This is a genomic window from Amycolatopsis sp. NPDC003676, from assembly GCF_053587275.1.
Genome location: NZ_JBSFNS010000012.1, coordinates 98,879 through 123,969, shown reverse-complemented (window position 1 = coordinate 123,969; position 25,091 = coordinate 98,879). Strand labels below are relative to the sequence as shown.

The following is a 25,091-nucleotide window of genomic DNA, read 5'->3' as shown; positions in this document are numbered from 1 at the left end:
AACTTCAGCTATGCAAGCAGAACGGCTCGACGGATCCGCACAAGCAGCAGGCCCGGCGAGCGGCGAGGTCTTCGATATCGAGTGGCCGCAGCAGCACCGCCGATGGATCGCGACGGTCGACGACACCCCGGCCGGCGGGGTCTACTGGCTGGGGCACCGGACGGACGAGGGCGACCGGGCGGCGCTCGTCGGAACGACGCCGCACCTGGACGCTCTCGACGGTCCGCTCGGGCAGTTGATGAACATCGTCGAGCCGGTAGGCACGATGCCGGACCGCAGTCGCGTCGGTGCGGCGGTGTGGCGGCACCTCACCGAAGAGGCCGAGCGCAGAGCGGATTGGCCGCGAGTGCGCTGGACGGTGCGGGGCACTGCGGTCGAGGCGGCTGTTCTGCACTTCGCCGGGGCGTGGCTTGCGGCGAGCGATCGGGTGGCTGATACGCAGATCGTCGTGCTCGGGACCGGGTTTTCTCCAGAAGGACTGCGGTTCAACAGAATCAGCGGCGAAGAGTACGGAGTGGACGTCACCAAGCCGCTCACGGTCCTGCAGTTGCACCGCCTGCGGGTCTGGCAATTGCCACAGCCCGAGACAGCGCACCAGGACTTGCTGAAGTTTCTGGGCTAAGGCTCAGCCGCGAGGGCGGGGCACCGTAGTGGGGTCCGAATCCGATGCGGCGCGCTGGTCCGCCAACGCCTGCTTCCGGACCAGTTCAGCGTGCCCCGGCCCTTTCCACGCGGTGCCCGCGAGTTGCTCCTGGGCGACTTTCAGATCGCGGGAGGGCATGTACAAACAACCGCGGGGCAGCAATCTCCGTGCGTGGGCAAGCTCGACGCCCTCCACGAGAAGCCGGGTGTCGAGGTGTTCCGCCGCTTTTTCCAGCCAGCTGAAGGTACGGCGATCCGCTTCGTCCAAGGTCCGTCCGAACACTGAGGTCGGGACGGCCGAGCGCGGGATGACCGCGAGCGACCACGGGTGGCGGTCGGGAGGACAGAGCGGTGTGGAGGGAGTGCCGTAGTTGGTCAAGGCCAGGTTGACCCCGGTGTCCGCCAGTCGGAACAGCTGTTCGTCGATCTGCGGAGAAGCGAGCACGTCACATGGGATGCCGAGGTGCAGCATTCGCGCGGGCACCCGCACCTGGTGCAGATGCTCGGCCAGCGAGTCGGCGAAGGTCTGGTCGGCCACGACGCTGACCGGCAGTTCGAGCAACATGAGCGGGTCCGCGGCACGCCGCTGGGCGCGCCAGGTCCGGAGAGTCTCGCAGATCTCGGAAAGGACGAGCCCGAACAAGGCCGGTGCCAGCTGGGTCGAGTCGCTGAGCGAACTCAGTTCGCTCAGGGGATGCGGGGTATCGGCAGTGCCGAGCCAGCACGCGACCGCGCGTACACCGATGGCACCGGAGAAATCGATGTCCTCGATGAATTGGTAGCGGACTGTGTGCCGGCCGGATGCGATGGCTTCCCTGGCCTGGCCGAGAAGTGTTGCTGGCCGGATCACATTCTTTGTGCCGCGAGCGTTCGACCAATGGATCTTCACCTTGTCCGGGAGACCCGTTCTGGCTGTGGCGGCCCGTTCGTCGAGGTCTGATCCAGGACGTGCGACGGCAATCCCGAGCGGTGGCTTGAAAATGGCAGTCCGGTCGTCGAGCGACATGGGTGCGTTCAAGGCAGGGGAAAGTTGCTCCGCGGCGTTGGTCAGGTCCAGTTCCGCGCCGGCGTCGGGAACATACACGAGCAGATCAGCGCCATCTGAGCGCACGCTTGTCTCCGGGTATTCGTAGAGCACGCCCGTTATTCGCCGGGAGAAGGCTTCATGCAACTCGACTGTCATCTCCGGGGTAAGTCCGTTCTCCGGTTCGCTGTGGTGTGGCAGGCGAACCACTAGCATCAGGCCCCAGTGCGCCTCCGCGGCGAGTTCGTCGTTTACCGCCTGGACAAAAGCAAGCTCGGCTTCGCTGACCGGAGCGGAGAGCGCGCTGGCGAGCGCGGCAAGCCCAAGGTCCCCGGGCTTGATTTCGCTGAGCGGACCGGAAGAAGATCGACTGTCCACTTTAGACCTCCTTCTCGGTGGCGACGCGGCTCGAGCGTGCTCGCGGAGGGCGGCGGCACCCTTCGCGGATGCGCTTGCGGGCATGAGCGAGATAAGACCGGACGGAAGCTTCGGAGATGGTCATCCGATCAGCGATTTCCGAGTTCTGGTAGCCGAACGCGCTCCACAGCAGCGCGGCCTGTTCTCGCGGGGGCAGGGTCGGCAGCAGTTCCAGTACTGCGTTCAGTTCGAGCCGCCCGTCGATCGGCGTCTCGGCCGCCCACATCGGCGGATCGTGCTCGTGAAGTTCCGCGGCTTCCTCGCGGCTGCGCCGGCGCAGGTCGATGGCCAGCCTCCGGACGACGGTCTTCGTCCACGCGACCCGATCACCGGTAATGGAGTTCCAGTGCCGGCACAGGCGCAGAAGTCCGTCGCTGACCGCGAGTTCGTAGTCGCCGGTGGGATAGATCGTGCGCGCCAGCCCCAGCAGGGACGAGTGGTGTTCGCGCACGAGCTCCGTGAACGCCGCGACGTCGCGAGGATCTTGAATCGCGCCCGGCGGAGCGTGCTCGGTCACTCTCCGCCGACCTCGCCCCGGTCGCGGCGGCGGATCGAGACGTCCAGCCCGCCCGCGCGCACCTGCCAGTCGCCGTCGTCGCGACCGCTTTCCAGCACGGCTTCGGCGAGGCGCACCGCCCGTTTCTGTTCGACCAGGCGGACCAGCACGCAAGCCGACAACCGGAACAGGCACCACATCGGGCGTGCGGCAGCCGTCGCTGCCGAGGCAGCGGCTGCGACCACCAGGTAGAACACCGGGTGGGCTCCTTCCACGGGGAACCGGGGTCAGGCCCGGTGGCCAAACCCATCGCTGGGTAGACGCCGGAACTTGCTTAAGCGAAGGGAAACATCACTCGGATGTGTGGTGTGTCTTCCGTTGCCAGTTGCGGACGGGCATGCTGACAGTTAACGGTCACACTCTTGGCATTCCGCCAAGATTTCCCTTCCTCCCACTGGTCGTCACCGGGTCCGGCCGGAGCCGGGACACCTCCCGTTCACCTGTCCTGCTTAAGGTCGGCCGCATGTTGCGGGACGTGCGGGAGTACATCGATCGGCTCGAGATCGACGGGCATTCGGTCGGCGAGGATCACGATGACGATCCCGTGTTGATCGACGCGTTCGGCAAGGCGGTCGACACCTGGCGGGAGAACTATCCGTACGCCGAGCGCATGCCGCGCGAGGAGTACGACGAGACGAAATATCTGCTGCAGGTCGAACTGCTCAAGCTGCAGAACTCGATCAGCGAGACCGGCAGCAAGCACGTCATTCTCTTCGAGGGGCGCGACGCGGCGGGCAAGGGCGGCACCATCAAGCGGTTCATGGAGCACCTCAACCCGCGCCACGCTCGGACGGTCGCACTCGCCAAACCCAGTGACCGGGAAGCGCATCAGTGGTATTTCCAGCGCTACGTCCAGCATTTGCCGACCGCGGGGGAGATGGTGTTGTTCGACCGCTCCTGGTACAACCGGGCCGGGGTCGAGCAGGTGATGGGGTTTTGCTCGCCGGAGCAGTACGAGCAGTTCATGCACCAGGTGCCGCTGTTCGAGGAAATGCTGGTGGAGAGCGGGATCACGGTCACGAAGTTCTGGTTTTCCGTGACCCAGGCCGAACAGCGCACGCGGTTCATCATCCGCCAGGTCGATCCGGTGCGGCAGTGGAAACTGTCTCCGATGGACCTGCAGTCGCTCGACAAGTGGGACGACTACACCGCGGCCAAGGAAGCGATGTTCCTCCGCACGGACAACGATCTCGCGCCGTGGATCACGATCAAGAGCAACGACAAGAAACGCGCGCGGATCAACGCGATGCGCTATTTCCTGTCGCGGTTCGAGTATGAGGGCAAGGACGCGAACGTGGTCGGGGCGCCGGATCCGCTGATTGTGAAGCGCGGGCGGGACGCGGTCGGCGACTGAACCCGGATCAGTCCAGCACGTCCGGTTCCTGTTCGACGATCAGGTCCTCCAGCAAGCGGAAGTTGTTGCGCGCCATGTTCGCGCTGCCGAACTGGCGGGCGGCGAGCGTGGCTTCCTCGGCGGTCATGACGCGCGGCGTGCCCGCGGCTTCGGCGAGGAGTTGCATCTGGCAGGCGCGTTCCATCGTGATGAACCACCACGCCGCCTCGCCGACGCTGCGTCCGACGGTCAGCAATCCGTGGTGGCGAAGGATCGCGGCGCGTTTCGACCCGAGCCGCGCGGCGATGCGGACGCCTTCGTCGCGCTCCAGGACCAGGCCTTTGTACTCGTCGAAAAGCACGTGATTTTCGTAGAAGGCGCAGGATTCCTGGACAATCGGGTCCAGCAAACGATTCAACGCCGACCAGGCGCGGCCGTGGATCGTGTGGGCATGCGCGACGGCGACGACGTCCTCGCGGGCTTCGTGGATGGTCGAGTGGATCGCGAACGCGGCCTTGTTCGTGCGCCGCGTTCCTTCGACCACTTTTCCCTTCTCGTCAAGGAGAAGCAGGTCGCTGACCTTGATCCGGGAGAAGTGCACCGCGTACGGGTTGACCCAGAACCGGTTCGGGAACTCGGGATCGCGCGCGGTGAGGTGCCCGGCGATGCCCTCGTCGAACCCGTACCGGGCGAACAGGCGGAAGGCGACGGCGAGCTGGCGTTTGCGCTGCGCTCGTTCGGCGGCGACGGAATCCAGCTGTTCGGGCAGGGTGTCGAGGTCGAGTTCGGCTACCGGGGCGTCGGTCATCAGCATCTCCCACTGTTGCCTGTCTGGCAATCAGAGTGCCCCTGAGACACAATGAGTGTCAAGCGATGACGACGAGCACTTCCGCGTCGGGTGCGCCCCGCAGGGTGTGCTCAGTGGTGCCGGGGAACTGGGCCGAATCACCGGCCGCGAGCAGGTGGGTTTCGCCGGACAGGGTCAGTTCGAGCTGGCCGCTGACCACGTGCAGCCACTCCTCGCCGCGGTGCTGGGTCGGGCGCGGAGGGACGGATTTGCCGCGCAGGGTCACCAGGGTTGCCTCAACGCCGGACGACGGCGGGGACAGGTGGGTCAAGGACGCGCCGCTGGTGCCGTACGTGACGGCGTCCGCGCGTCGGACGATCGGCGACCGGCGCTCCTCGGAAGCGGCCAGATCGGCGACGCTGACGTCCAGCACCCGCGCGAGCACCACGAGCGTGCCGAGGCTGGGCACACGCTGTCCGCTCTCGACGCGAGACAGGTAGCCAGGGGTGATGTCCGCGGCGGCGGCGACCTTCTCCAGCGTGAGCCCGCGCTCCAGGCGAAGCTCACGAAGGCGTCGCGTGATCCGCTGTTCGGCTTCTTCCGCCTCCTGGCTCATCCCCACACTGTAAGCGGCTCAGCCGGCGAGGAACTCCAGCCGGTTGCCGACCGGGTCGAAGGTGTGGAACCGCCGCCTGCCGGGGATTTCCGCCGGATCGGCCCAGGTCACAGGCCGTCCGGAGGCTTCGATCGCGGCAGCTGTGGCGTCCACGTCGACCACGAAAGCCGGGTGCGCCTTGAGCGCCGGACGGAAATCCGCCTCGACGCCCACGTGCAGTTCGCCGTCCGGGCCGCCGACGCCCGGAACCTGGAACCAGCAACCGCCGCGTGCGGCCAGTAGTGGCGGCTTCGGCAGCTCCGGCCAGCCGAGTACGCCGGTATAGAACGCGCGTTCGTCGTCCTCCGCGCCCGCTGGGCAGGCGACCTGCACGTGATGGATCATGCCTCGAAACTACGCCAGCTCAGCGGGTTTCGGTTCCGGGAAAGCGTAGAACCGCACGGCCAGATCACGCGCTTCGTCGGACGGCCCGGGCTTGCGGGCGGCGTAGCGGTGCACCAGTTCCAGGTACTCCGCCTCGAAGTCCTTCAAGTCCTTGTAGCTCATCCGCATCCCGGCGCGGCTCCCGGCGGTCCAGTCGTCGAAGGTGTCGCGGTGTTCGACGGCCCAGGCCATCAAGCGCACTTCGTGGTCGTACTTCGCGTCCAGGTAGGCGGCCAGCTTCGGCCGGTCCTCCTCGGGATAGTCCTCCAGCTTCGCCTCGTTCGTGCTCTGCGGGACGGACTGCCAGCGACCGTCGCGGGCACGTCGCGTGTACCCGGCGTGGGTCAGGGTGAGCAGCGCGGCCGGGACGTCGATCGAGGGGAGCTCCGCGCGCAGTTCGGCCGAAGTGGCGGGCATCAGGCGAAGCAACCGCTGGTAGTTCGGGTTCGTGCGCACCGTGATGTCGTTCATGGTCAGCGGCCGCGGTCGTGCGTTGCCGGCGAGCAGAGCGCGTGCCCGCAGCATCAGGAACACCGCGATCGGCAGTTCCGCGAGCAGCGCGGTGCCGAGGCTGGCCCATTGGTCGGAGCCGCCCCAGTCGAGGACGACGTCGAACCAGGCGTCGCAGCACAGCAGCGCGGCGGTCGCGGCCAGCATCGGCACCGCGGCGCGGCTGCGGCGCATCCCGAGCAGTACGGACGCGGCGAAACACAGCAGCAGCACGATGTCGAAGCCGACCCAGGCGACTCGCCACTGGCTCGTGTCGAAGTGCTCGGGCAGGGTCAGTCCGAGGTAGACGGTCCACGGCACCAGGAACACCGCGATACCGGCGAGGATGGCGAGAAGCACGCGTCTGAACACTCGATCGACGCTAGCCGCGCCGGTGCCGGGGAACATCCGGGAAGATCCCGGAGATCGACCCCGAGAAACTTGTGTCTACTGTGGACGGTCAGCGGCGAGGGCCTGCCAGTGGTCGGCTTCGGCGGTCGCGCCGCGGGCGCGCAGCATCCGGGTCAGGCTCAGCATTCCCTGCACGTCGCCGGTCTCCGCGGCGACCCGGAAGCAGCGTTCGGCCTGTGCCAGGTCGCTGCGGGATTCGGCGAGATGTCCCAGGTTGGTGAGCGCGGGGATGCTGCCGTGCTCGGCGGCCTTGCGGTACCAGGCCGCGGCCTCGCCGTCGTCGCGGCGGTTGCGGGCGAGGACGCCGAGGTTGGTCATCGCCGCCGCGTCGCCCGCCTCGGCGGCTTCGAGGTACCAGTTCTCCGCCTCTTCGAGGTCGCCCCGGCGATGCAGCAGCAACCCCAGCCGCACCTTCGCCTCGACGTGGCCGCCCTTCGCGCCGCGACGGAACCACCGCTCGGCGTCGCCTTCCCGGTTGGCCCGTTCGGCTTCCCGGCCCAGCAGGCAGGTCGCGGAGAGTTCGCCCGCGTCCGCCGCGGCCCGCCACCAGTGCGCCATCTCGTCGGGCGCGCCGAGTTCTCGCAGGACCAGGCCGAGGTCGAGCATCGCCGTCGAGTCGCCGTCTTCCGCGGCGCTGCGGCACCAGCCTTCGGCGTCGGAGTACCGGCCGTCTTCGACAAGCAGGTGGCCGAGCAGCCCGGCCGCTTCCGTCGCACCGGCTTGGAACGCGGCGGCGTACCAGCGCTCGGCGTCGTTGAGGTGACCCTGGTTTTCGCAGGTCCGTGCGTATCCGAGCATTCCGTGCGGCTCACCGGCTTGCGCGGCTTCGTGGTACCAGCGGGCGGCTTCGTCCTCAGCGCCGCGTTCGGCCAGCAGGTGCGCCAGCGCGGTCATGGCGATCCGGTCACCGCCGGAGGCGGCCCGGCGGTACCACTCCTCGGCCTCCGCTGAATCGCCACGTTCGCGCAGGTCAGCGGCGACGCGCGTCATCGCGACGACGTTGCCGCCCTCCGCTGCCTTCCGGCGCAGGTAGTCGTCGACGCGTGTGTTCCACTTCCGCAGCCGCCCGGGCATCTCGGACCCGCTCCCTTCCGGCCCCCTGTCACTACAGTCGTTTCGCCCGTCGCGGACGTGACACCTTCGGGAGCGTTATCCACCCCCGCTGATCTGGGCTTTTTCGTTGGCGGCCAACAACTGGTCCGACGTGGTCCTTGCCACGCCCCGGGCGCTGCCGAGAGTGTCTGCGCGATTACCGGCCCGGCGACAGGCATACTCCGGCTCCCCGAACTCCCCGCCCGAGAGGATCCCGCGCACCATGGCCCGGCCTTTCCCCACCAAGCGCACCGTGCTGCTCGCGGTCGTGCTGCTCATCGCTGTCGTCGGGTTTTGGTACGGCCAGCGCGAAGTCGGCGACACGAAGTCCGAGGCCGCACCGGCGTCGGCGGCGGACGCGACGAAGCAGCTGTCCGAACTGAAAATCAGCGCCCGCGGCAACATGACCGGCTATTCGCGGGACAAGTTCAAGCACTGGGACAGCCAGGGCGACAGCTGCGACACCCGCGAGGTCGTCCTCAAGCGCGCGGGCAAGGACGTCAAGGCGGGCAGCGACTGCAAGCCGACGGCGGGCACGTGGCTCAGCGTGTACGACGGCCAGACCTGGACCAAGGCGACTCAGCTCGACATCGACCACATGGTCCCGCTCGGCCAGGCATGGGTGAGCGGCGCGCGCGACTGGACGCAGGAGAAGCGCGAGCAGTTCGCGAACGACCTCACGCGCCCGCAGCTGTTCGCGGTGACGGCGAGCGTGAACCGGCAGAAGAGCGACAAGGCTCCGGACGAGTGGAAGCCGCCGCTGGTGTCGTTCTGGTGCACCTACGCGACCGACTGGGTCACCGTGAAGCACTTCTACGGGCTGACGATCACCGACATGGAGAAGAACGCGCTGCAGGACATGCTCAAGCGCTGCCCTGCGTGACAAGCTGGGCGGCATGGCGACTTTCGCACTGATCCACGGGGGCGGCGGCAGCGGCTGGGACTGGCACCTGGTCGCCGAGCGGCTCAAGGCGTCCGGGCACGACGTCGTGGCCCCGGACCTGCCGATCGAGAATCCGCAGGCCACGTTCGCTGACTTCACCGACACCGTGGTGGCGGCGATCGGCGATGCGCGGGAAGTCGTCGTGGTCGGTCATTCCTACGGCGGGTTCACCGCGCCGCTCGTGGCGGAACGGGTCGGCGCGCGGCTTCTCGTGTTCGTCGCCGGGATGGTGCCCGCGCCGGGCGAGGCTCCCGGGGAGTGGTGGGGCAACGTCGGTTTCGAGTCGGCCGAGGGGCTGAGCGTCACCGAGCAGTTCATGGCGGACCTCCCGGCCGACCTGGCGGCGGAGAACGAGCGGCGCGGCCGGGATCAGAACAGCGCCGAGTACAGCGCGGCGTGGCCGGGCGAGCGGATGCCGGACGTGCCAACGAAAGTCCTGCTCTTCCGCGACGACCGGTTCTTCTCCGCCGATCTGCTGCGCCGCGTCGCGCGCGAGCGGCTGGGGATCGAAGCGGACGAGATGGCCGGATCCCATCTCGCGCTGCTGAGCCGTCCGGACGAACTGGCGGACCGCCTAATGGCCTATTACGCGACAGTGGCTGGCTAACCAGGCGTTGTCCCAGTTGCGACATGTCACAACCGCGACACCGAGAGGTAGTGACGTGAACCCCGGATCGCCCCGAATCTTGTGCGATGACGTGGAGATCACGAGCCATCACTCTCGGCTGCACGGGCGCACTGGTCGCGACACTCGGCCAGGCGGTGCCCGCGGCGGCCGAGCCTGCGAGCGGTTCACCGGCGCCTGGTCCCGGTGAGCGGCACACGGTCACCTTGCTCACCGGTGACGTCGTGCAAGTCGAAGGCGTCCAAGGCGGACGGCAGATCGCGACCGTCCGGCCGGGCAAGGGGCGGGAGAACATCCGCTTCACGCAGTCCGAAGTGGACGGAAAGCTGCAGGTCATCCCGGCCGACGCGGTGTCGCTCGTGGCGGCCAAGCGCCTCGACAAAGCCCTGTTCAACGTCACCGACCTGATCGCGCAGGGCTACGCCGACGAGTCGAGCCCGACGGTGCCCATGATCGCGCACTACGCCAAGGGCGTCTCGATCGCTGCCGCGCCGACGTTCGCCGCCACCACGCAGGGTGCCGAACTGCCCAGCGTGAACGGCCGCGCGCTGCGGGAAGACAAGAAGCGCGCCGGCGAGTTTTGGCAGTCCTTCACCGGTCCGCGCGCCGCTTCCGGTGCGGTGGAACGGATTACGCTGGACCGCAAGGTGCACGCGTCGCTCGATCGCAGTGTCCCGCAGATCGGGGCGCCGGAGGCGTGGGCGGCCGGGTTCGACGGCTCCGGCGTCGCGGTGGCCGTGCTCGACACCGGCTACGACCCCAACCACCCGGATCTCGCGGGCAAGGTCGCGAAGGCGGAGAACTTCTCGACCAGCCCGGACGTCGTCGACCGGTTCGGCCACGGCACGCACGTCGCGGCGACCATCGCGGGCAGCGGCGCGGCCGCGGGCGGCACGCGCAAGGGCGCGGCTCCGGGCGCGAAGCTGTACGTCGGCAAGGTGCTCGGCGACGACGGCACGGCCTCGTCTTCCGAAGTCCTGCAAGGGATGGAGTGGGCCGCGAACTCCGGCGCCAAGGTGATCAACATGAGCCTCGGCGGCGGCGCGACCGACGGCACGGACGATCTCAGCGTCGGCCTCAACGAACTCACCGCCCGCACCGGCGCGCTGTTCGTGGTCGCCGCGGGCAACGACGGCCAGAACGGCGCGTCGACCATCGGCACGCCGGGCACCGCGGACGCCGCGCTGACCGTCGGTGCGGTGGACCGCAAGGACGAACTGGCTCCGTTCTCCAGCATGGGTCCGCGGCAGGGTGACCAGGCCGTGAAGCCGGACATCACCGCGCCTGGCGTGGGAATCGTCGCGGCGCGCGCGGCTGGTACTTCGCTCGGCGAGGTGGTGGACCAGTACTACACCGCAGCGTCTGGCACGTCGATGGCGACGCCGCATGTTGCTGGTGCGGCAGCGATCCTGGCGCAGCGGTATCCACAATGGACCGCGCAGCAGCTCAAGGATGGCTTGGCCAGTACGTCGAAACCTTCTGCGGGGCTTAATGCCTTTCAGCAGGGTGGCGGCCGGGTAGACGTCGCAGCTGCGGCAGTGCATCCCGGAGTCTTCGCGACCGGCACGCTGAACCTCGGCCCGGTCACCAACGACAGCGGACCGGTGCGCAAGGAAATCACTTACACCAACACGACTTCCGCACCGGTCACCATCAGCCCGAAGCTCGACTTGCGTCGTGGCGACGGTGCCACGCCGGGTGCCGCGGTGAAGCTCGACAAGTCCACTGTGGAGGTTCCGGCCAACGGAACCGCGACAGTCGCGATCAGCGTCGACTCGGCCGCCCTGGTGGCGGGCAACTACACCGGCAGCGTTCTCGTCGGTTCGGTGCACACGACGGTCGGTCTGGTGAAGGAACCGCCGAAGCACAAGGTGACCGTCACCGGCATCGGCCGCGACGGTCAGGCGCATCCGATGGACATCCAGATCTTCGGCGACGACATGCGCTACGACATCGTCGGCGACGTCTTCAGCGGCCATCCGTTCGTCACCGAACTCCCGGAGGGCACCTACTACGCCCGCGCGATGTTCCACACCGGACTGGCTCCGGACGAGGAAATCGCGATCGTGCTCAAGCCCGAGTTCTCCCTGACCGGGGACCTGAACCTGGTGATGGACGCACGGAGCGCGGTGCCGGTCGAGATCAAGACGCCGCGGCCGTCGACGCTGGAAAACATCATCAGCAGCTACGCGCACCGCGAATTCGGCTCGCGCAAGATCTCGAACTATGTCATGGAATTCCCCGGCGTCCGGCACATCTACGTGACGCCGACGGAGAAGGTCAAGAACGGGACGTTCGAATTCGGCACCCGGTGGCAGCTCACCGCACCGATGCTGACCGCGACCACGTTGCCGTGGCTCGGCGTCAAAACCGAACTGTTCTACTACGCGTCGTCCCCGGCGATTTCCGGGTTCAAGTGGCTGGACGTCGTTCCGGTCGCTGCCGACAAACCGGAGCAATACGCCAAGGCGCGCGGGAAAATCGCGTTGGTGACCCCGGCGAAGGACGGCACCAACCCGGATACCGCGGCGAAACAGGCCGCTGCCGCGGGTGCCGCGATGGTGATGGTCGTCAGCCTGCCCGACGAGCACACGTACGGGCATTGGCAGCCGCGCGGCGATCGCCTGCCGATTCCCGCCGTGCTGATCACGAACGAACAGGGCATGAAGCTGGCTGACCGCGCCAAATACGGCTTCACCAGCATGTTCCTGCAGGGCACGCCGGTGAGCCCGTACCTGTACGACATCATGCAGGTGACGCACGACCAGATTCCGCAGAAGATCGTCTATCAGGTCAGCGACCGCAACAGCGCGACGGTCACCGCGAATTACCGGGCGACCGGCAAGGACGAGTGGCTTTCCGAGCAGCGGTTCGGGTGGCGGCCTTGGGAAAAGACCGCGATCAACCAGTATCAGCGGTACGCGCACACCGGAACGGCTCGCGAGGAAATCGTTTCGACCGACGAGACGATCTGGCAGCACCGCGTGAACAACAAACTCAGCTGGGACACTTTCCAGCCGCTCGCGGTCGGCATGCTCGAACAGCCGCACACCTTCAAGGCCGGGCAGCGGGCGACGGAAAACTGGTACGCGCCAGTGGTCCGCCCGGCGATCCCGCGCGGCGCGGGACTGGAAACGTCGCGCACCGGCGACACTTTCGCCTTCCGCATCCCCGAGTTCGCCGATCCGGAAACCTCGCACTACGCGTTTTCCGAATCGGGCTGGGACGACGAGCCGGACCAGGTGAGCGCGAAGCTTTACCAGGACGGAAAGCTCGTCAAGGAAGGCCCGGCGGCGTGGGGCAAGTTCCCCGCTTCGGCGGACCCGGCGAAGTACCGGCTCGATCTGTCGCTGACCAAGACCTCTCCGGACTGGGCGTACGGCACGCACACCGAAACGTCGTGGACCTTCGGGTCGAAGCGGCCCGCCGAAGGCAAAACGGACCTGCTTCCGTTGCTGCAGGTGGATTACGGCGTGCAGACCGACCTGACGCAGAAGGCGCGCGCCGGGCGCTCGCTTCCGGTCGAGTTCACCGTCCGCAACCAGGACGGCATGGCAGCGCCGAAGAATCCGCGGCTGACCGTCGAAGTGTCCTATGACGACGGTCGCACGTGGACGAACGTCAAGCGGATGGACAGCATCGGCGACGGCCGTTTCCGCGCCGTGGTCGACCATCCGCGGCTGGACCGGACCAACGGCTTCGTCTCCCTGCGCGTGCACGGGTCCGACGCCGACGGGAACGCGGTGCAGCAGACGGTAATCCGGGCCTACGGGCTCTCCTGAGAAAGAGGCAGCCGGATAACCCCTCGCGGTTATCCGGCTGCCGCAGGCTCGTCGAGCCAGCCCTGCCGGCTGACCTCCCACGCCAGCTGCATCCGGGTCTGCACGTTCATCCGGGACATCAGGTCGTGGATCCGGCGCTGCACAGTCCGCTGGCTGACCGCGAGCCGCGTCGCGATCGCCTTGTCGGTGACCCCGGCGACCAGCAACGACAACAGATGCAGCTCGTCCCGATCCGGCCCGGCGCCGCCGGGAGCGTCCTGCGGAGTCCCGTCCGCGCGCAACGGCCACGCGCGTTCCCAGTAGCTCTCGAACAACGCGATCAGCGCGGCCAGCAGGCTGCTGTCGCGGATCAGCGCGGCGGTCGGTTCGCCGGAGCCGTCGAGGTTCTGCACCAGCGGGCACAACGCGATGGTGCCGTCGGCGATCGCCAGCCGCACCGGCACCACGGTCGAGGACCGCGCCTCCTCGCCGTGCCGGATCCCGTGCGCGACGTTCTCGATCATGCCGGGCTCTTCCAGCATCGCCCGCTCGTAGACGACCCGGTACCGCACGCCGCGGGCGAGCGCGTCGTACTCGTCGGCGTTCTCGCCGGACGCCATCGCGATGTGCCCGGCCCGGCAGAACCACAGCAGTTCGTGCCGGGCGCCGACCTGGATGTTCGTCAGCTGCTGCCGGATCGCCGCGCTCCCGGTGATCACCTCGACCAGTTGCGTCGCGTCGCGGCGCCGCGCGCCCCCGCGGTACTCCTCGGCCATCCGGCTCACCGCGGTGCGCGCCCACTCCAGCGATTCCTGCCCGCGCATCAGCAACGGCCCGAACGCGACGTCCGGCGGCGACGGCGCGTACTTCGGCTCGTCCCCGGCGACCAGGCTGACCAGCCCCTTGGCGTGCAGCGAACGCAGGATCGCCGACACCTGCGCCGGGCTGAGCCCGAGCTGCTCGGCCACCTGACGCGGTCCGGCGTCGAACATCCCGACGAGGAGCCGGTAGACCCGCTCCTCGTCCCCAGTCACCCCGATTGCGTCCAGCATCCGGCGAGCGTAAGGCACCGGCAACGGGAGCGAACGAGACAAAACCGGACAGCGCCGCCTCGGGACCCGTCCCGGCGGACCGGACTACAACCGGGTCGGCAACTCCCGATCAGGAGGCACGACGATGACCGAAGATCCCCGCCCCACGCCGCCTCTCGGCCCTGCTCACCGGGCCTTTCCCGGCGAACCGCGGCTAGCCCTCGCCCGGCGTCCGGCGCTGTGGATCGGGCTCGCCAGCGCGGCGGCCTTCGTCGCCGGGATCGTGTTCTTCCTGCTGCCGGTGACTGCCCTTTATTACCTCGACGGCAACGGAAACCCCGCCGGCGTCCAGACGATCTACGGAACGCGAAGCGACCAGATGCTGGGGCTCCCGGCGAATATGTTCGGCCAAGGCGATCCGCCGATGGACACCACGAGCGTCCGGATCGGCTGCGGCACGGCGCTCAGCGCTCCGGAAGGCTGGCTGATCGCCGAGGCGCACGGCGAGGACGGCTGCGCGGCGGCCGAACGGCCGCGGATGATCGCGGGCTGGCTCGGCGTCGGATTGGGCGCGCTCGGCGCGGCCGGACTCGTGGTGTGCAGGCGTCGTCAGCCGAGGCCGAACGCCGCCCAGACGCACTTGCCGCCCTCGGCCGGGTCGTAACCCCAGCGCCGGGACAGCGCGCGCACCAGCATCAGTCCCCGGCTGCGCGCCGCGGACGGGGCGACCGGTTCTTTCAGCTGCGGAATGGAGGCGGAAGTGTCGAAGACCCGCACCATCAGCTCGCCGTGCTCAAGGCGGAGTTCGAGCCGGTCCGGCCGGTCGCCGTGCTCGAAGGCGTTGGTGACGAGTTCGGACGTCGCCAGCAGCACGTCGTCGCGCACCTGGGCGGGAACGTCGAGCTGGGCGAGCGCGGCGCGAACCTGGGCTCGCGCGATAGCGGGCGCGGTGACGTCGTCCGGGAGCTCCAGGCGCACGGTGGCGGCGGCCGCCCCGGTGCTCCTGGTTGGCATCCTCGACGTCGTCATGGCTTTCGCACCTCCCGACCGCTGTGCTCGCATGTGGTGTTTACCCAACTCGGCCGAAGGCGAATCAGGTGCCCTCGGTGATGTCAGTCTCGGCCAGTCCGGTACGCAGCTTTTTCAGCGTCGCCGCCAGCAATCGGGACACCTGCATCTGGGAAACCCCGACGCGGCGCGCGATGTCCGACTGGCTCATCCCGGACCCGAACCGCAACGCCACGATCTTGCGCTCGCGCTCGGGCAAACTGTCCAGCATCGGCCGCAGCGCCTCGCGCAGTTCGGCCTGGCCGAGGTTCGCGTCCGGCGCGCCGAAGCGCGTGTGCGCGGAGTTCTCCAGCAGGTTGTCCAGCGAGGCCCCGTACCGGCCCTGACCGGCCCGCAGGCCCTCGTAGACGTCCTCGATCGGCACCCCGAGATGGCGCGCGATCTCACTGGGCTTCGGCGCGCGGGACAGCCGCACGGTCAGCTCCTCGCGCGCGGCCGAGATCGTCGCGTTGAGTTCCTTGAGCCGTCTCGGCACCCGGACCGACCAGCTGTTGTCGCGGAAGTGGTGGCGCAGTTCGCCGGAGATCGTCGGCACCGCGAAGGCCAGGAAGTCGGTGCCCTGCCCGGGGTCGTAGCGGTCCACCGCGTGGATGAGGCCGACGGTCGCGATCTGCACGAGGTCGTCCATCGCCTCGTCGCGGTTGCGGAACTTCCGGGCGAGATTGCGCGCCAGTTCGAGATGCTCGCGCACCAGCTGGTCCCGGATCTCCTCGCGGCGGGGCGAACGGTCGGGCAGCTGCGTCAGCTCGTGGAACAGTGCCGCCACGTCGGTGGGCTTGTCGCCGCCGGCGGGGTTCGTCACGAGCTGGCCGCCTCACTCTCCCGGACCAGTTGCACCCGGGAGAGGTACCGGCCGTTGGCCGGGGTCACGGTGCGCCGCGCCGACGTCGCGAGCGCGGTCAGCAGCTGCCAGGACAGCCCGGTCTCGTCGCCGTGGTCGGCGCGGTCGGAGACCACCGACACAGTGACCTCGATCCGGCCCTCCAGCCAGGAGAACACGCAGGTCAGCTTGCCGTCGGCGGCCGAGGGCAGCAGCATCGAACAGGCCTCGTCCACGGCCATCCGCAGATCCTCGACCGCGTCCAGGTCGAAGTCCTGCCGCATGGCGATGTCGGCGACGATGGTGCGCAGGGTGGGCACCACGTGCGGGATAGCCGCCGTCCGCACCTCGATGAGCTGTGCGTCCTCGCGCTCGAGCGGGGCGTTCTCCTCCACGTGCTGTTCCTCTCTCCGGCGTGCCGCGCCAGTCTTTCGTGCCCGGTCTGCCACATGCCCGGGGGGTGAGCAAACCAAACCCGGGTTTGACCGCCGCGACCGGCGGGCATGTAGCGGTCGAGTGCTGATCCCGGGAAAGGTGGGGACGACATGGCTGACGTGAGCCGACTGCCCAACGTGGTGGCCGAGGAGTGGGAGTGGCAGCTTCAAGGCTCGTGCCGAGGCGCGGACAGCAGCCTGTTCTTCCATACCGACAATGAGCGCGGCTCCGCGCGCGAGCGCCGCGAGTCCCGCGCGAAGGCGATCTGCCACACCTGCCCGGTGCTGGCGCAGTGCCGCAAGCACGCGATGACCGTCGAAGAGCCGTACGGAATCTGGGGCGGGCTCGGCGAGATCGAGCGCCGCGAGCTGTTCATGCGCGAACGGCGAGCGAAGCGCAAGACGGTGTCCGCCTGACCCGTCCTGCCCCACGACCCGCGCGCCCACCTGCGGCGCGCGGGGTGCTGTGCGTCCGCCGGTCGCCCGCGCGCCAAGGTGTAGCCATGTGCCGACGCGGACTCAGTCACCCACTGGGTTAGGGTTGAGTCTCCAGATGCTTGGGACCGTGACACGGTTGCCGCTTGAGTACTACAGGCGCGTACCGGCGCAGGAGCAGCGCCTGACGAGGAGAAACTGCATGCCCGCAGCCGACCAGAACGCCACTCCGCCCGGATTCGGCATCACGCTGGACACCGCGGCCGCCGAGCCGAGGGTGGTGGTCACGGGTGAACTCGATCTGCTCACCAGCCCGCAGCTGCAGGAAGCTCTTGCCGGGTTGATCGCGGACAAGAATTCCCGTCGCGTCGTGGCCGACCTCACCGGGGTGACCTTCTTCGACTCTTCGGCGCTGAACGTCGTCCTGCACGCACAGCGGCAGGCCGGGGAACAGGACGTCGAACTCGAGGTCGTGCCGAGCCCGGCGGTGAGCCGGGTGATCGAGCTCACCGGCGTGGCCGAACACCTGAGCGTGTCGGAGGAACCTCCGGCCTGATCTCCCGATACGGTCGCGCGGACTTCACTGTGCCGATCGTTACTAATCCGGCCACAGCCACGGCCTCATGGCTTCGTAGCAACGGTTACGTGCCGTGGCGGGGGTCGGCCTACTTTTGGCCGGATTAGTAAGTGATCCGCGACCTGGGGGATAACCATCATGATGGGGCGCACGCACGCCCTGACCGGCTGGTGCGCGGGGCTCGCCCTGGCACCCGCGGTCGGCGTCGGCACGGTGCACCAGGCGGTGGTCTTCGCGGCCACCACGGCCGGGTTCGCGCTGCTGCCGGACCTTGACCATCCCAGCGCCAGCGCGACCCGCCTGTTCGGCTGGCTGACCGGCGCGCTGTCCTGGCTGCTGCGCCGGGTGTCCGCAGCCGTATACGCCCTGACGAAGGGCCCGCGCGACGAAAAGGTGACCGGCACGCACCGGCACCTCTCGCACACCCTGCTGTTCGCCGTCGCCCTCGGCGCGGCTACCTCCGCTGGCTGTTCGGCTGGCGGAGCTTGGGCCGTGCTGGGCGTGCTGTTGTTCGGACTCCTGCTCGCCGTCGCCGCGCTAGGCGATTGGCTGTTGCTGCCGTACGGCGGTGCCGTGGCCTGGTGGTACTTCACCGCACCGGACGACCGGGTGGCCCAGCTGGCGGACATCTCCGGCTGGCTCGGGGTGGCTGTGGCGGCTGGCTGTTTCGTGCACTGCCTCGGCGATTCGCTGACCGAGTCGGGCTGCCCGTTCCTGTTCCCGCTGCCGATCGCGGGGGAGACCTGGTACGAACTCCGCCCGCCGAAGCCGCTGCGGCTGCACACCGGGAAGAAGGTGGAGACGCGACTGGTGTTCCCGGTGTTCGCGCTGGTGGGGGTGCTGCTGGTGCCGGGGGTGTGGGATTGGACGGTGGCTACGGTGGAGCATTTGTTCACTCCTGGGGCTTCGCAGACCGCGACTCGGTGAGCCAATTCAACGGCGCATGATCTCTTCCGCGACAGCGCTGCCGGATCGCACTGCGCCCTCCATGTAGCCGTTCCACTCCACCGCGTACTCCGCACCCGCCCAGTGGATTCGGCCGACCGGTGGCCGCAGCACGTCGCCGTAACTGGTCCACACACCGGGGGCGAAGTGGGCGCCGTAACAGCCTCGGGTGAATTCCTCGGCGCTCCAGTCCTTCTCCTCGTACGCAGTCGGTTCGGCGGCCCGCGGCCCTAGGTAACGGACAAAGGAATCGAGCACAGCCTGACGGCGCCGGTCGGCAGGAAGACGCTGCCAGCGCCGTGCCTCGCCGCCTTCGACGAAGCCCAGAAGGACGCCGATCTCACCGCCCGGCGGGGAAACGTCGAAGGTGACCTTGACCGGGCCGGTGTCGGAAGCGACCTGCCCGTTGAGCCCCTGCTCACGCCAGAAAGGCGTCGAGTACGCGGCGAACGACTTGGTGACGGTGCCGGCTGGCAGCTTTTGCGTCAGCTGGTCGCGCCAAGCGGGCAGCACCGGGGCGTACCTCAGCCGCCCGGCGAGCGTCGGTGGGAGGGCGATGACGACCTGGTCGCCGGTGAAGTTCTGACCAGCACGGGTGGTGACCGTGATCCCAGTCCGGTCGTGGGCCACCGACGCGACCGGTGTCGAAAGCCTGACGTCGAGTCCGTCGGCGAGTCGTTGTGCCACCAGGACGGAGCCGCCGACGACGCGGTCCTGCTGTGCGCCGCGGTCGACGGCGAGGAGGGTTTCCAGATCTGCGTTGCTGACTGCGTAGAACAGCGCGTGCAGCAGGGACAGATCGCTGGCATCGGCGGCGAAGACGGCTTCGGTCGCGACCTGGAAGTAGGCCCGCCCGCTCGGGGTGCGCAGGTTGCGCCGGACCCAGGTCGCGAAGGTCTGGCTGTCGAGCAGGCGCGCCTTCGGATGCGTCCACGGCTGGGCCGGGTCGATGCCGCGGGCGAGCCTGCCGAAGCGGGCCAAACCCTGCGCGAGGTCGGCGAGCGCGACCGGATTGAGCCGCGGCACGGCGCCCTTGGCTCCGTTGACGAGGGCTCGCCTGCCGCCGAGCTGGACAAGCGTCTTGCCTTCGTCGTTCCAGGTACGGAAAGTCTCCAGGCCGAGGTCGCCGATGAGCCGGCGCATCCGGGAATGGCCCTCGCCGATCCAGGTGCCGCCGAGTTCGATCGGATGGCCGCCGATCTCGCCGCCCTCGACTCGCCCGCCGACCCGGTCGCGAGCTTCGAGCACGACTGTCTCGGCTCCGGCGTCGCTGAGTTCCCGTGCGGCGGAAAGCCCCGCCAGTCCCGCGCCGACGACCACGACCTTCATGGCTTGCTCCCCTCGCGTCCCGGAGATTCGGTCAGGTGACCGAATTGGTGCAGCCTAAGGAGCGCCGCCGCGGCTGGCAAGGGTTCGTGGCAAGATTTCGGTCGACTGACCGGAAGGGGTGGCCATGCCGTACGTCGAGGCCGCGGTACGCCGGACGCAGTTCATCGCGGCCGCCCGCGCCGCACTGGCCGCCCACGGCGTCGCCAAGACTTCGCTGCGCGTCGTCGCCGCGCGGGCGGACGTCCCGCTGGCCACCATGCAGTACGTCTTCCCGTCCAAGGAGAAGCTGCTCCGGGCCGTGATCGAGGACGTCGTCGACGAGATCGCCGGCGTTCTCCAGGCCTCGGCCACCACCGACCAAGGCCTGGAGAACGCGATCCGGCAAGGACTCGACACCTTCTGGGGCAAGCTCGTCGAAGGCGGACGCGACCTGCAGTTGCTGCAGTACGAGCTGACGATGTACGCGCTGCGCACTCCGGGCCACGAAGAGCTCGCCCGGCTCCAGTACGAGCGCTACGTCGGCGTCGTTGCTACCTGGTGCCGGGAAGCCGCCGAGCGAGCGGGCGAGACCGCCGCCGTTTCCTTCGATCACCTCGCGCGCATGATCGTCGCCGGAGTGGACGGACTGATCCTGCAGTACGTCTGCGACCCCGTCGACACGCGGGCGCGGGAGGGGTGCGAGGCATTGGCGGACATGGCGATCGGGCTGGCGGGCGTCGACGCCGCTTAAGCCGATTCCGTGAACACCGGCGCGCCCGAGTAGTCCCGGGAGTGCACGATCCGCCCGTCGCGCACCGTCAACACCATCGCGTACGTCGACACGTACGGCTTGCCCTCGAACTCCCCGTGCAGGTCGTACTCCGCCACCAGCACCTCCGGATCGCCGGTCTCGTGCACGACCACCCGGTCCGACTTGGTGATCCGGCGGCGCTGTCCTGCCTCGTGAAAGCGTTTGCGCAACTCCTCCCGGTCGCGCGTCACCTTCGGCACGCCGGCCGGCGCGAACGGGATTTCGATCACGACGTCCTCGGAATACAGGTCGATCAGGTCGTCCCAGCGGTTGTCGACGGCCGCGTCGAGGAAGCGCTGGAAAACCTCCTTCGTCCCGTGCAACGCGGTTGCCGCGCCGTTGTTCGGGTAGTCGCGGTACCGGGTGATCTCGCCGTCCCGCACGGTCAGCAGCCCGGCGGACGACGGGATCCGGTAGCTGTGCCCGGTGTGCGGATTGCGGCCCTCGGCGACGAGTTCGACGGCGAATCCGTCCGCGGTTTCGGTAGTGGTGACCTCGACTTTCTCCAGGCCGATCCGGGCGGCGACGGTGCTGCCTGCGCCAAGCGTGGCCAGCACGGCGTCCCGGCCCGCCGAGCGGTGGCCGGTGAACGGGATTTCGTAGACGGCGTCCTCGGCGAGGACGTCAGCGAACGGCGCGGCGTCGAAGGCGCTCAGCGCGTTCGCGACGATCTCGGCCACTTCGGACACGGTGCGGGGCATCGGAAACCTCATTCGGGAAGACAGGCGGATAATCGGAACGGGGCACCCGCTTTCGAAGATACGGAGTTCTCACTCCGTTTGTCAACGGCGGCCTGGAGATCTGAGACACGGTCAGAAGCGGCGGCGATCGTTCCGGGGAAGAATCGGACGACCGCACCACTTTGAGAGCAGAGGAGACCGCCGGTGGAGAAGCCTGCGCTTCGCGCGGACGCGCGGAGGAACCGCGCCCGTGTGCTGGCTGCCGCCGAAGCAGCCTTCGCCGTCGACGGCCTCTCGGTGCCGCTCGACGACATCGCGCGGCTGGCCGGCGTCGGTGCGGGCACGGTTTACCGGCACTTCCCCAGCAAGGAAGCGCTGTTCCAGGCGGTCGTAGTGGAGCGGCTGGAGCAGTACGGCGTCGAGGCGCAGGAGTTGATCGACTCCGACGCGCCGGGCGAAGCGTTCTACGACTACTTCACGCGCGTCATCGAACAGGCGTCGCGTAACCGCGCGATCTGCGAAGCGCTCGGTGAGACAAGCGGCTCCGCGTACAAGGCCGAAGCAGCGGAGCGGTTTCGCGTGAACCTCACCGCGCTGCTGGAACGCGCGCAAGCCGTAGGCGCTGTACGCGCCGACATCGACGGCGAAGACCTGCGCGCACTCATCGTCGGCGCGCTCGCGGTGGAGCGGTTTACGCCGGACAGTCGGCACCTCGTGCGCGTACTGCTCGACGGTCTGCGCAAGGTCTAGTCGCGGCGGCCGACGCGTAGGTGGATGCGTTCGCCGGATTTGCTGAAGAGGCTGAGGATTTCGACGTCGCCCTTGCCAGCGGCACCGAACCAATGCGGGATGTGGCAGTCGAACTCGGCTGCTTCGCCAGGTCCCATGATGAAGTCGTGATCGCTCAGCCGTACGCGTAGGCGTCCGCGAAGGACGTAGAGCCATTCGTGCCCGTCGTGGCTACGCGGATGAGGCTCTTCGTCGCGCGCCGGGATGATCTGTTTGTAGGCGCGGAGTTCCCCCTGATGCCGGGACAGCGGGATCAGCACCCGCCCGTCCCGCTTGGCGGCCTGCTGGGGCACACGCGGGTCGAGGATCCGGGGCGCGGCGACGATCTCGTCGAACGGGACGCCCAGCGCGGCGGTGATCGGCAACAGCAGTTCGAGACTCGGCTTTCGCTGGCCGGATTCCAGCCGGGACAGCGTGCTGGTCGAGATGCCGGTGGACCGTGACAGTTCGGCGAGGCTGACGCCCCGGTTGTCCCGGGCACGCCGCAGCCGGGGCGCGATCTGCTCGAGCACGCCGTCGACGGCGGGGTGGTCGCTCATGCGGCGCAGTCAACCAATGCGTCCCGGAAACGGCAACGTTTCTTGCTGCTTCCGGTCGAACCTTCCGATGCTGGTCGCGGAGGTGATCCACATGGATCCGAGAACCCGCACCACCGCCGGCAGCGTGCGCCTCGCCGAGGCGAGCAGCGGCCGCCTGCCCATCGGCGTGTACCTGCTCGCCTTCAGCCTCTTCGCGATGGGCAGCGCGGAGTTTCTTCTGGCAGGCGTCCTGCCCGCGGTGGCTGACGATCTCCAGGTTTCGCTGTCCTCCGCCGGGTTTCTCATCACCGCGTTCGCGCTCGGCGTCGTCCTCGGCGGACCGCCGTTCGCCGTGCTCAGCCTGCGCTGGCCCCGGCGCACCGCGCTGATGGCCACCCAAGGAGTGTTCGCGGCCAGCGTCGCCGCCGGGCTGCTGGGCGACTATCCGGTCTTGCTGGTGAGCCGGGTTGTCTCGGGCGTCGCCTACGCCGGATTCTTCGCCGTCGCTTCGGTGACCGCGATCAGCCTGGTCACCCCGGACCGCAACGCCCGCGCCTCCGGAGTCGTGGTCAGCGGCCTGAGCGTCGCCATGGTCGCCGGCGGACCGGCAGGCACCCTGCTCAGCCATTTCACCCAGTGGCGCGGCGGATTCTGGGCCGTGGTCGCACTGACGCTCGCCGGCGTCGTCGCCTGCTCGCTCGGGATCCCCGCGGCGACCCGCTCGGCGGTGCGGCCGAGTGTGCCGCGGGAACTCGCGACGATCCGCAAACCGCGGCTCTGGGGCATTTTCGGGATCACGATCCTGACGACGGCGGCGTACATGATCACGTTCAACTACCTCTCGGCCATGCTCGTCGAGATCACCGGCGTCTCCACGGTCTGGATCCCGGCGATCCTCGCGCTTTTCGGCATCGGCGCTTTCGCCGGTCTGTCCATCGGCGGCCGCGTCTCCGACCAGCGACCGCACACCGCGCTCCTGACCGGAGCCGTCGCGATCGCGCTCCTCTCGGTCGTGCTGGTCTTCGCGATCCACCGCTCGTGGGCGGTGCTTCCCACCGTGTTTCTGCTCGGGGTCGCCGCTTTCGTGGTGAACCCCGCGATCTACGGCCGCGTCTTCGCCATCGCGGCCGACGCTCCCACGCTCGCCGGCGCGACCACGGTGTCGGCTTTTCAGCTGGGAATCAGCGCGACTCCTGTCCTAGCAGCAGCCGCGCTGACCCAAGCCCTCACCTGGGTCAGCCTCATCGGAGCCGTCCTCGCCGCGCTTGCCGTCCCCCTAATCGTTCTTGACCGCACCCTCAGCCAGCGGCAAATCGCGCATCTTGCGAAGCGGCGAAGCGATCAGAATCGCTGATGCGGCAAGGATTCCGATGCCGCACACGTACAGCGTGACCCGGGTTGTGGTGAGTTCCGCGATCAAGCCGCCGAGCAGACTGCCCAGCGGGGCGATGCCGAAAACGACCGTCTGCGACACCGACGAGACGCGGCCGAGCAATTCGTGCGGGGTGATCGCCTGCCGGAAGCTCGTCTCGAACACTCCGAGCACGATGATCCCGAAGCTCGACGCGATGCCACCGGCGATGTACCACGCGATACCCCACCCCGGCGTCGCGAAAGCGTTGGGCAGGAACGAAATGCTGTACACAGCACCGCCGATGTAAAGCGCCCGCGCCGCGCCGAAGCGGGTGCCGAGCCGTTGGGCGACCAGGCTGGCCAGCAGCGCTCCGGTCAGCGAGACCGTGCTGACCAGGCCGATCATGAACGGTTCGAGGTGCAGGTCGCGGACCGAGAACACCACCGAGACCGCCATGAACATCGACTGGAACAGGCTCGAAACGGCGCTGTGGACGGTGATCGCCCGCAGAATCGGGTTTTGCAGCACCGTCCGCAGGCCTTCGCCGATTTCGCGGCGGAGGTTCCGCTCAGCGGGCTCCGGCCGGACATCCGGCGTGCGAATGCGGCGCAACCACGCGGCGGACCACAGGTAGGTCAACGCGTCGAGCGCCATCGCGCCCGCGCCCCCGACGAACTGCACGATCATCCCGCCGAGCCCGGGCCCGGCGATCGCAGCGACAGACAGGTTCGTCTGCAGCCTGGCGTTCGCGTCGGGCAATTCGCCGCGCTCGACGAGGTTCGGCAGATAGGTCTGGTGCGCGACGTTGAAGAAGACGGTGAACACGCCGGCCAGCAGGACGACGACGTACAGATGCCCCAGCGTCAGCGACCCGAACAGCGCGGCGAGCGGCACCGAGCCGATGAGCACCGCGCGGCCGAGATCGGCGGTGATCAGCACCGGCCGGTTGCGCATCCGGTCGCACCACGCGCCCACCTGCAGCCCGAGCACCAGGTACGGGAGCGTGCTGAGCGTCCGCAGCAGCGAAACCTCGGCCACGGACGCGGCGAGCGTCGTGGTGGCCAGCAGCGGGATGACCAGGAAATCGATGCGGTTGCCGACCTGGCTGAGGCCGTCGGCGAGCCAGAGCCGCCGGAAATCCGGCGAGCGAAGAATCCCCCTCATGCGAGCAGTGTGACATAAGTTGAGCCGGTATATATCAA

Annotated in this window: 28 protein-coding genes; 12 read left to right on the top strand and 16 right to left on the bottom strand. The window is 68.4% G+C overall.

Annotation, left to right across the window (positions count from 1 at the left end):
* Positions 1-10: 10 nt before the first annotated feature.
* Positions 11-622, top strand: a complete 612-nt coding sequence (locus ACWDNU_RS10725) for a hypothetical protein (RefSeq protein ID WP_449668614.1) — start codon at positions 11-13, stop codon at positions 620-622.
* Between the two features lie 3 nt (positions 623-625).
* On the opposite strand, the gene ACWDNU_RS10720 is transcribed toward ACWDNU_RS10725, so the two are convergent.
* From ACWDNU_RS10720 to ACWDNU_RS10710, 3 genes are read right to left on the bottom strand one after another with little or no spacing between them, the layout of a single operon-like run.
* Positions 626-2,044 (bottom strand): EAL domain-containing protein, encoded by a 1,419-nt coding sequence (locus ACWDNU_RS10720; protein WP_449668613.1) that lies wholly within the window; start codon positions 2,042-2,044, stop codon positions 626-628.
* A 1-nt stretch (position 2,045) separates the two neighbouring features.
* Positions 2,046-2,600, bottom strand: a complete 555-nt coding sequence (locus ACWDNU_RS10715) for an RNA polymerase sigma factor (protein ID WP_370932507.1) — start codon at positions 2,598-2,600, stop codon at positions 2,046-2,048.
* On the bottom strand, positions 2,597-2,836 hold the full coding sequence (locus tag ACWDNU_RS10710; RefSeq protein ID WP_449668612.1) for a hypothetical protein: 240 nt from the start codon (positions 2,834-2,836) through the stop codon (positions 2,597-2,599). The genes ACWDNU_RS10715 and ACWDNU_RS10710 overlap by 4 nt, the downstream gene beginning before the upstream one ends.
* Positions 2,837-3,102: 266 nt before the next feature.
* On the opposite strand from ACWDNU_RS10710, the gene ppk2 reads away from it, so the two are divergent.
* Entirely contained in the window at positions 3,103-3,993 is an 891-nt protein-coding gene (ppk2, locus tag ACWDNU_RS10705) for a polyphosphate kinase 2 (RefSeq protein ID WP_449668611.1), read from the top strand.
* Positions 3,994-4,000: 7 nt separating this feature from the next.
* Here ppk2 and ACWDNU_RS10700 read toward each other — a convergent pair whose 3' ends face one another.
* From ACWDNU_RS10700 to ACWDNU_RS10680, 5 genes are all read right to left on the bottom strand, one after another.
* Positions 4,001-4,780, bottom strand: coding sequence for a class II aldolase/adducin family protein (locus ACWDNU_RS10700; RefSeq protein WP_449668610.1), 780 nt, complete (start codon positions 4,778-4,780; stop codon positions 4,001-4,003).
* 58 nt (positions 4,781-4,838) lie between these two features.
* Complete coding sequence (locus tag ACWDNU_RS10695) at positions 4,839-5,375, bottom strand: helix-turn-helix domain-containing protein (protein WP_449668609.1); 537 nt, start codon at positions 5,373-5,375, stop codon at positions 4,839-4,841.
* 18 nt (positions 5,376-5,393) lie between these two features.
* Complete coding sequence (locus ACWDNU_RS10690) at positions 5,394-5,759, bottom strand: VOC family protein (protein WP_370932502.1); 366 nt, start codon at positions 5,757-5,759, stop codon at positions 5,394-5,396.
* Between the two features lie 9 nt (positions 5,760-5,768).
* A complete protein-coding gene (locus ACWDNU_RS10685; RefSeq protein WP_370932501.1) occupies positions 5,769-6,659 on the bottom strand; it encodes a hypothetical protein in 891 nt (296 codons plus the stop codon).
* Between the two features lie 75 nt (positions 6,660-6,734).
* Positions 6,735-7,772, bottom strand: a complete 1,038-nt coding sequence (locus tag ACWDNU_RS10680; protein WP_370932500.1) for a tetratricopeptide repeat protein — start codon at positions 7,770-7,772, stop codon at positions 6,735-6,737.
* Between the two features lie 241 nt (positions 7,773-8,013).
* Here ACWDNU_RS10680 and ACWDNU_RS10675 point away from each other — a divergent pair, with 241 nt between their 5' ends.
* The 3 genes from ACWDNU_RS10675 to ACWDNU_RS10665 all read left to right on the top strand — a co-directional run bounded on the left by ACWDNU_RS10675 (position 8,014) and on the right by ACWDNU_RS10665 (position 13,140).
* The gene (locus ACWDNU_RS10675) at positions 8,014-8,673 is read left to right on the top strand and encodes an HNH endonuclease family protein (protein ID WP_370932499.1); all 660 of its coding nucleotides are present in this window, start codon (positions 8,014-8,016) and stop codon (positions 8,671-8,673) included.
* A 13-nt stretch (positions 8,674-8,686) separates the two neighbouring features.
* Positions 8,687-9,340: an alpha/beta fold hydrolase gene (locus tag ACWDNU_RS10670; RefSeq protein ID WP_449668608.1), complete on the top strand. Its 654-nt coding sequence runs from the start codon at positions 8,687-8,689 to the stop codon at positions 9,338-9,340.
* A gap of 86 nt (positions 9,341-9,426) precedes the next feature.
* The gene (locus ACWDNU_RS10665; RefSeq protein ID WP_449668607.1) at positions 9,427-13,140 is read left to right on the top strand and encodes a S8 family peptidase; all 3,714 of its coding nucleotides are present in this window, start codon (positions 9,427-9,429) and stop codon (positions 13,138-13,140) included.
* A 29-nt stretch (positions 13,141-13,169) separates the two neighbouring features.
* Here the strand turns inward: ACWDNU_RS10665 and ACWDNU_RS10660 are convergent, their stop codons facing one another.
* Complete coding sequence (locus tag ACWDNU_RS10660; RefSeq protein ID WP_370932496.1) at positions 13,170-14,171, bottom strand: helix-turn-helix domain-containing protein; 1,002 nt, start codon at positions 14,169-14,171, stop codon at positions 13,170-13,172.
* Between the two features lie 124 nt (positions 14,172-14,295).
* On the opposite strand from ACWDNU_RS10660, the gene ACWDNU_RS10655 reads away from it, so the two are divergent.
* A complete protein-coding gene (locus ACWDNU_RS10655; RefSeq protein WP_449668606.1) occupies positions 14,296-14,814 on the top strand; it encodes a hypothetical protein in 519 nt (172 codons plus the stop codon).
* Here the strand turns inward: ACWDNU_RS10655 and ACWDNU_RS10650 are convergent.
* The 3 genes from ACWDNU_RS10650 to ACWDNU_RS10640 form a co-directional block, all read right to left on the bottom strand.
* A complete protein-coding gene (locus ACWDNU_RS10650) occupies positions 14,760-15,179 on the bottom strand; it encodes an ATP-binding protein (RefSeq protein WP_344287745.1) in 420 nt (139 codons plus the stop codon). The two genes, ACWDNU_RS10655 and ACWDNU_RS10650, sit on opposite strands and share 55 nt — an antisense overlap.
* A 64-nt stretch (positions 15,180-15,243) precedes the next feature.
* Entirely contained in the window at positions 15,244-16,020 is a 777-nt protein-coding gene (locus tag ACWDNU_RS10645; protein ID WP_449668605.1) for a SigB/SigF/SigG family RNA polymerase sigma factor, read from the bottom strand.
* Positions 16,017-16,433 carry an ATP-binding protein gene (locus ACWDNU_RS10640; RefSeq protein ID WP_182893754.1) on the bottom strand — a complete coding sequence of 139 codons (417 nt, stop codon included), beginning with the start codon at positions 16,431-16,433 and terminating at the stop codon, positions 16,017-16,019. Before ACWDNU_RS10640 ends, ACWDNU_RS10645 begins: the two co-directional genes overlap by 4 nt.
* 150 nt (positions 16,434-16,583) lie before the next feature.
* Here ACWDNU_RS10640 and ACWDNU_RS10635 point away from each other — a divergent pair, with 150 nt between their 5' ends.
* The 3 genes from ACWDNU_RS10635 to ACWDNU_RS10625 all read left to right on the top strand — a co-directional run bounded on the left by ACWDNU_RS10635 (position 16,584) and on the right by ACWDNU_RS10625 (position 18,411).
* A complete protein-coding gene (locus tag ACWDNU_RS10635; RefSeq protein ID WP_009086013.1) occupies positions 16,584-16,889 on the top strand; it encodes a WhiB family transcriptional regulator in 306 nt (101 codons plus the stop codon).
* A 220-nt stretch (positions 16,890-17,109) separates the two neighbouring features.
* Positions 17,110-17,463, top strand: a complete 354-nt coding sequence (locus ACWDNU_RS10630) for an STAS domain-containing protein (RefSeq protein WP_009086015.1) — start codon at positions 17,110-17,112, stop codon at positions 17,461-17,463.
* 162 nt (positions 17,464-17,625) lie between these two features.
* The gene (locus ACWDNU_RS10625) at positions 17,626-18,411 is read left to right on the top strand and encodes a metal-dependent hydrolase (protein WP_370940600.1); all 786 of its coding nucleotides are present in this window, start codon (positions 17,626-17,628) and stop codon (positions 18,409-18,411) included.
* A gap of 6 nt (positions 18,412-18,417) precedes the next feature.
* Here ACWDNU_RS10625 and ACWDNU_RS10620 read toward each other — a convergent pair whose 3' ends face one another.
* On the bottom strand, positions 18,418-19,758 hold the full coding sequence (locus ACWDNU_RS10620) for a flavin monoamine oxidase family protein (RefSeq protein WP_449668604.1): 1,341 nt from the start codon (positions 19,756-19,758) through the stop codon (positions 18,418-18,420).
* Positions 19,759-19,882: 124 nt separating this feature from the next.
* Here ACWDNU_RS10620 and ACWDNU_RS10615 point away from each other — a divergent pair, with 124 nt between their 5' ends.
* Positions 19,883-20,488 carry a TetR/AcrR family transcriptional regulator gene (locus ACWDNU_RS10615; RefSeq protein ID WP_370932492.1) on the top strand — a complete coding sequence of 202 codons (606 nt, stop codon included), beginning with the start codon at positions 19,883-19,885 and terminating at the stop codon, positions 20,486-20,488.
* Here the strand turns inward: ACWDNU_RS10615 and ACWDNU_RS10610 are convergent.
* A complete protein-coding gene (locus tag ACWDNU_RS10610; protein ID WP_449668603.1) occupies positions 20,485-21,249 on the bottom strand; it encodes a nuclear transport factor 2 family protein in 765 nt (254 codons plus the stop codon). The two genes, ACWDNU_RS10615 and ACWDNU_RS10610, sit on opposite strands and share 4 nt — an antisense overlap.
* A gap of 183 nt (positions 21,250-21,432) precedes the next feature.
* Between ACWDNU_RS10610 and ACWDNU_RS10605 the strand changes: the two genes are divergently transcribed.
* Positions 21,433-21,978 (top strand): TetR/AcrR family transcriptional regulator, encoded by a 546-nt coding sequence (locus tag ACWDNU_RS10605; RefSeq protein ID WP_370932490.1) that lies wholly within the window; start codon positions 21,433-21,435, stop codon positions 21,976-21,978.
* Here ACWDNU_RS10605 and ACWDNU_RS10600 read toward each other — a convergent pair.
* Positions 21,975-22,556: a helix-turn-helix domain-containing protein gene (locus ACWDNU_RS10600; RefSeq protein ID WP_449668602.1), complete on the bottom strand. Its 582-nt coding sequence runs from the start codon at positions 22,554-22,556 to the stop codon at positions 21,975-21,977. The two genes, ACWDNU_RS10605 and ACWDNU_RS10600, sit on opposite strands and share 4 nt — an antisense overlap.
* Positions 22,557-22,647: 91 nt before the next feature.
* Between ACWDNU_RS10600 and ACWDNU_RS10595 the strand changes: the two genes are divergently transcribed.
* Positions 22,648-23,889 (top strand): MFS transporter, encoded by a 1,242-nt coding sequence (locus ACWDNU_RS10595; protein WP_449668601.1) that lies wholly within the window; start codon positions 22,648-22,650, stop codon positions 23,887-23,889.
* Here the strand turns inward: ACWDNU_RS10595 and ACWDNU_RS10590 are convergent.
* Positions 23,812-25,053, bottom strand: coding sequence for an MFS transporter (locus ACWDNU_RS10590; RefSeq protein ID WP_449668600.1), 1,242 nt, complete (start codon positions 25,051-25,053; stop codon positions 23,812-23,814). The two genes, ACWDNU_RS10595 and ACWDNU_RS10590, sit on opposite strands and share 78 nt — an antisense overlap.
* Positions 25,054-25,091: the final 38 nt, after the last annotated feature.

What these genes read in the sequence shown, in the direction of transcription:
- ACWDNU_RS10655 (WP_449668606.1), top strand. Translation starts at nt 14,296, where the DNA reads ATGACCGAAGATCCCCGCCCCACGCCGCCTCTCGGCCCTGCTCACCGG.
- ACWDNU_RS10725 (WP_449668614.1), top strand. Translation starts at nt 11, where the DNA reads ATGCAAGCAGAACGGCTCGACGGATCCGCACAAGCAGCAGGCCCGGCG.
- ACWDNU_RS10595 (WP_449668601.1), top strand. Translation starts at nt 22,648, where the DNA reads ATGGATCCGAGAACCCGCACCACCGCCGGCAGCGTGCGCCTCGCCGAG.
- ACWDNU_RS10615 (WP_370932492.1), top strand. Translation starts at nt 19,883, where the DNA reads ATGCCGTACGTCGAGGCCGCGGTACGCCGGACGCAGTTCATCGCGGCC.
- ppk2 (WP_449668611.1), top strand. Translation starts at nt 3,103, where the DNA reads ATGTTGCGGGACGTGCGGGAGTACATCGATCGGCTCGAGATCGACGGG.
- ACWDNU_RS10690 (WP_370932502.1), bottom strand. Translation starts at nt 5,759, where the DNA reads ATGATCCATCACGTGCAGGTCGCCTGCCCAGCGGGCGCGGAGGACGAC.
- ACWDNU_RS10660 (WP_370932496.1), bottom strand. Translation starts at nt 14,171, where the DNA reads ATGCTGGACGCAATCGGGGTGACTGGGGACGAGGAGCGGGTCTACCGG.
- ACWDNU_RS10590 (WP_449668600.1), bottom strand. Translation starts at nt 25,053, where the DNA reads ATGAGGGGGATTCTTCGCTCGCCGGATTTCCGGCGGCTCTGGCTCGCC.
- ACWDNU_RS10610 (WP_449668603.1), bottom strand. Translation starts at nt 21,249, where the DNA reads ATGCCCCGCACCGTGTCCGAAGTGGCCGAGATCGTCGCGAACGCGCTG.
- ACWDNU_RS10665 (WP_449668607.1), top strand. Translation starts at nt 9,427, where the DNA reads ATGACGTGGAGATCACGAGCCATCACTCTCGGCTGCACGGGCGCACTG.
- ACWDNU_RS10695 (WP_449668609.1), bottom strand. Translation starts at nt 5,375, where the DNA reads ATGAGCCAGGAGGCGGAAGAAGCCGAACAGCGGATCACGCGACGCCTT.
- ACWDNU_RS10620 (WP_449668604.1), bottom strand. Translation starts at nt 19,758, where the DNA reads ATGAAGGTCGTGGTCGTCGGCGCGGGACTGGCGGGGCTTTCCGCCGCA.
- ACWDNU_RS10635 (WP_009086013.1), top strand. Translation starts at nt 16,584, where the DNA reads ATGGCTGACGTGAGCCGACTGCCCAACGTGGTGGCCGAGGAGTGGGAG.
- ACWDNU_RS10600 (WP_449668602.1), bottom strand. Translation starts at nt 22,556, where the DNA reads ATGAGCGACCACCCCGCCGTCGACGGCGTGCTCGAGCAGATCGCGCCC.
- ACWDNU_RS10700 (WP_449668610.1), bottom strand. Translation starts at nt 4,780, where the DNA reads ATGACCGACGCCCCGGTAGCCGAACTCGACCTCGACACCCTGCCCGAA.
- ACWDNU_RS10680 (WP_370932500.1), bottom strand. Translation starts at nt 7,772, where the DNA reads ATGCCCGGGCGGCTGCGGAAGTGGAACACACGCGTCGACGACTACCTG.
- ACWDNU_RS10630 (WP_009086015.1), top strand. Translation starts at nt 17,110, where the DNA reads ATGCCCGCAGCCGACCAGAACGCCACTCCGCCCGGATTCGGCATCACG.
- ACWDNU_RS10670 (WP_449668608.1), top strand. Translation starts at nt 8,687, where the DNA reads ATGGCGACTTTCGCACTGATCCACGGGGGCGGCGGCAGCGGCTGGGAC.
- ACWDNU_RS10625 (WP_370940600.1), top strand. Translation starts at nt 17,626, where the DNA reads ATGGGGCGCACGCACGCCCTGACCGGCTGGTGCGCGGGGCTCGCCCTG.
- ACWDNU_RS10675 (WP_370932499.1), top strand. Translation starts at nt 8,014, where the DNA reads ATGGCCCGGCCTTTCCCCACCAAGCGCACCGTGCTGCTCGCGGTCGTG.
- ACWDNU_RS10650 (WP_344287745.1), bottom strand. Translation starts at nt 15,179, where the DNA reads ATGACGACGTCGAGGATGCCAACCAGGAGCACCGGGGCGGCCGCCGCC.